1 protein-coding gene is annotated in these 2147 nt (G+C 66.6%); it reads right to left on the reverse strand.

The genetic code is table 11. The annotated features are described in order from the left end of the window. Positions 1-301 precede the first annotated feature (301 nt). Positions 302-1879 carry an L-aspartate oxidase gene (gene nadB / locus BSZ14_RS18615; protein ID WP_076712047.1) on the reverse strand — a complete coding sequence of 526 codons (1578 nt, stop codon included), beginning with the start codon at positions 1877-1879 and terminating at the stop codon, positions 302-304. Positions 1880-2147: the final 268 nt, after the last annotated feature.

Genomic DNA, 2147 nt, shown 5'->3' on the forward strand with positions numbered 1-2147 from the left:
GAGCGGCATCGAAACCGACACCTGGGGATCGGGTGAACTGGGCGCATGGGCGGTCGCACCGGGGCGTGAATCGGCTCCACAGCCTGCCAACCCCAGGAGGAGAAACCCGGCAGGCCATAAACGCAGCCCGCCGTTCGATACTCGCTTCGTCACCGCTGTACCCCGCTACACATGGGTATCCTTACGGGTTGACCCGTTGGGGGAAATCCCCGCGCACGGGGCTTGCGACGAAAGGCGGCAAGCGCGCGACAAGATGCGAAACCTTTAGTTCCTCCCCTTGCAGGGGAGGAACTAGAGAAGGTCAGGGAATCAGGATCGTGTCGACCGCATCATCCAGCGTCTCGGGATAATCGAGCGTGTAGTGCAGCCCCCGGCTTTCCTTGCGGTGGAGCGCGCAGCGGACGATCAGCTCGGCGGTCTGGAGCAGGTTGCGCAGCTCGATCAGGTCGGGCGTGACGCGGAAATGGCCGTAATAGTCGTTCACCTCGTCGGTCAGCATACGGATGCGGTGCTGCGCGCGTTCCAGCCGCTTGGTGGTGCGCACGATGCCGACATAATTCCACATGAAGCGGCGGATTTCGGTCCAGTTCTGCTTGATGACCACCTCTTCGTCCGAATCGGTGACGCGGCTTTCGTCCCAGGGGCGGATGGCGGGCGGCGGGGGGAGGTCGTCCCAGTGCGCCGCGATATGGTTCGCGCACGCCTCGCCATAGACGAAACATTCGAGCAGCGAGTTGGACGCCAGCCGGTTCGCGCCGTGCAGGCCCGACTGGGTGACTTCGCCCGCTGCGTACAGGCCGGGCAGGTCGGTGCGGCCGTCGCGGTCCACGATCACGCCGCCGCAGGTATAATGCTGGGCGGGGACGACCGGAATCGGCTGCACCGTCATGTCGATGCCTAAGGACAGCAGCTTTTCGTGGATATTGGGGAAATGCTCGCGGACAAAGGCGGGCGGCTGGTGGCTGATGTCGAGATGGACGTAATCCAGGCCCAGCCGCTTGATCTCATGGTCGATCGCGCGCGCCACGATGTCGCGCGGGGCGAGTTCGGCGCGGGGATCCAGATCGGGCATGAAGCGGTGGCCGGTCTCGGGGATCTTCAAATGCCCGCCTTCGCCGCGAACCGCCTCGGTGATCAGGAAATTCTTGACCTGGGTGTTGTAGAGGCAGGTCGGGTGGAACTGCATGAACTCCATGTTGGAGACACGCGCGCCCGCGCGCCACGCCATGGCGATGCCGTCGCCGGTCGCCCCCTTGGGCGCGGTCGAGAATTGATAGGTGCGGCCCGCCCCGCCCGTCGCCAGGATCGTCGCGCGCGCGCGGTGCAGCACTACGCGGCCCGTCCGCCGGTCGACGGCATAGATGCCCCAGACATGGCCCGCCCCCGAATAGCGCATCTCGTGGCGGCTGGTCGCCAGGTCGATCGCAACCTGATCGGGGACCATGGTGATGTTGGGATGCGCGTCCGCCGCCTTCAGCAACGCATCGAGCACCGCCCAGCCGGTGGCGTCCGCCACATGCACGATGCGGCGATGCGAATGCCCGCCCTCGCGCGTCAGGTGCAGCATATTGCCCTCGGTCGCGAAGGGGACGCCCAGCTTCTGCAACCGCTCGATCGCGGCGGGGGCGTTCTCGACGACGAACTCGACGGTGGCGCGGTCGTTCAGCCCTGCGCCCGCGACCATCGTATCCTCGATATGGCTGTCGAACGTGTCGCCGGGTTCCAGCACGGCGGCGATGCCCCCCTGCGCCCAGGCGGTCGAGCCTTCGTTCAGCTTGCCCTTGGCCAGCACCGTGACCTTGAAACGGTCGGCCAGGTTCAGCGCGGCGGTCAGCCCGGCCGCGCCCGATCCGACGATCAGGATATCGGATTCGGTCATGCGCGGGCTCCTTCTGGCGCGGATCGGGGTTGCATGACGGTCCTGTGGCACGGACGGCGGGCGGGGGACAGAGGATAAGCGGCTTGCGGGCAGCGGAGGGCCTTCCCACCTTTTATCCATGACGCTGGCCCGGCCCGATTGGCGCGACCGTCTGCGCGCAGCCATTCCCACGGCGCTGATCGTGGGGGGCATGGGCTATGCACTGGTCGTCGGGCTGGGCTTTGCCCCGACCCTGCCGATCCCGGCCGAGGCGCTGGACAGTTTCGAC

This window comes from Sphingomonas sp. Sph1(2015), from assembly GCF_001970915.1.
GTDB lineage: Bacteria > Pseudomonadota > Alphaproteobacteria > Sphingomonadales > Sphingomonadaceae > Sphingomonas > Sphingomonas parapaucimobilis.